Here is a 2,155-nt window from a genome sequence, read left to right on the forward strand (position 1 = left end):
AAGCTGTTCCAAACAGCCGTCTCGCCAGGCGGCGGACCGGCTCACATGCAGATGCGGTTGGACCGAGGATGCTGCAAGAGGAGGGCGCCGGGGAAGGCGGTTCGCAGTTGCCCTTTGCTCCACCAGCTCACTCACCTGCGCAGAGTTTTGACCAGGACGAGCTCTTTGCAGCCGCCGACCGCGCCGGGCCGTTGCCGGCCGCAAGTTTCGCTTCGGCGCAGTTCTGGCAGGATGCGGAGCGGGTGGTCCACTCACCCGCGCAAAGTGTCGATCAGCCACGGAGCCGCGTAGCGATTGGGGGCGGTTACGAAGCTTCGAGTTCCATGCCGCCGCGGGTCAACCTGCCCGACACGGGATTTGGAAGCGCACCCGATGGCGTGAGCCTCCCTCACGTCGTCACGGGCGCATTTCGGCCTGCGGCCAATCAACAGGGCGATTTGACCGGCGCGCGCCATACAATGCCGGCCGAGGCACCGCACCAGGTTTCCGTCGTTCAGCAAACGCGCAGTCGCAAGCGCGGCCGCGAGCACCCGGACGAGGCGCTTTTTGCCGCCTACCGTGCCGAGGCGGCTAAAACAGCCAAGGTGGGTGAAAGCGCGATTGTTGGCGATATAACGGCGCTGCGCAAGTTCAGCATATGGCTTGACGAGAACCACCAGAGCCAAATCAACGGCCGGATTGATGACGAGCAGCTGGACGGTCTGGCGAAGGACTTTGCGGGCAACGATGCCGTACTGCAGGGCGACACCAAAGTGGCGTTGGGAAGGCTCCGGCAGCATTCTGCCGGGCAGCCTGCGACGGCTGCTTCGGCTGTTCGACCCGGCACGAAGGACGATGAGGAACTCTTCGCCCAATACCGGGCAAAAGCCGTGGTCAAAGGATCAGCCGTGAGGCGCGATCTAGCGGCCTTACGCAAGTTCAGCAAATGGCTCGCCGAGAACCACCGCACGCAAATCGCCGGCCGGATTGAGGACCCCGGGTTGGACGCGCTGGCGAAGGACTTCGCGGAGCGCGATGACGAGCGTATCAATCCGGCGTTGAAGAGGCTCCGGCAAGCTTCTGGGACGGCTGCTTCGAATGTTCGACCTGGCACCAAAGACTATGAGCAACTCTTTGCCCAGGCTGCCGGCCTCGAAGAAGGGACCAGGGGAGGCGATTTGACCGGCGCGCGCCAAACAATGCCGGCCGCGGCGCCGCACCAGGCTTCCCTCGTTCAGCAAACGCGCAGCCGCAAGCATGTCCGAGAGCACCCGGACGAGGCGCTTTTTGCCGCCTACCGTGCCGAGGCGGCGAACACAGCCAAAGTGAGTGGACCCTCGATTGATCGCGATACAACGGCGCTGCGCAAGTTCAGCAAATGGCTGGCCGAGAACCACCAGAGCCAAATCGACGGTCGGATTGATGACGAGCAGCTCGACAGCCTGGCGAAGAACTTCGCGGGCAACGATGCCGGACTACTGAGCGACACCAACGTGGCGTTGGGAAGGCTCCGGCAGGCTTCTGCCGGACGGCCTGTGACGGCTGCTTCGACTGTTCGACGACCCGGCACGAAGGACGATGATGAACTCTTCGCCCAGTACCGGGCGAAAGCCAGGGCCCACCTCAAAGAACCAACCGTGAGGGCCGATCTAGCGGTGCTGCGCAAGTTCAGCAAATGGCTTGACGAAAACCACCGGACGCAGATCACCGGCCGGATTGAGGACCGGGGGTTGGACGCGCTCGCGAAGGACTTCGCGGAGCGCGAGAGGGCGCGTGTCAACCCGGCGCTGAAGAGGCTCCGGCAAGCTTCTGTCGGAGAGCCTCTGACGGCTTCGAATGTTCGACCTGGCACCAAGGACGATGAGGAACTCTTCGCCCAATACCGGGCAATAGCCGCGGCCCGCCTCAAAGAAGGAACCATGTGGCACGATCTAGCGTCGCTGCGTAAATTCAGTGCATGGCTTGACGAGAATCACCGGACTCAGATCGCCGGCCGGCTAGATGATCGGCAGTTGGACAGTCTGGCGAAGGACTTTTCGGGCAACCATCCCAAACTACTGAGCGAAATCAACGTGGCGTTGGGAAGGCTGCGGCAAGCCTATGCCGGAGAGACTGTCACAACAGCTAAAACTCGCCCCGTCAACGAAGAGAACCAGGTGATCGAAGATGCATGTCG

At 62.5% G+C, this 2,155-nt stretch carries 1 pseudogene; it reads left to right on the top strand.

Annotated features, from left to right (window positions below):
* Positions 1–68 precede the first annotated feature (68 nt).
* Positions 69–2,155 (top strand): annotated as a pseudogene (locus RFM40_RS33435) (hypothetical protein); the annotation flags it as partial.

This window comes from Mesorhizobium captivum, from assembly GCF_033977165.1.
Classification (GTDB): domain Bacteria; phylum Pseudomonadota; class Alphaproteobacteria; order Rhizobiales; family Rhizobiaceae; genus Mesorhizobium; species Mesorhizobium captivum.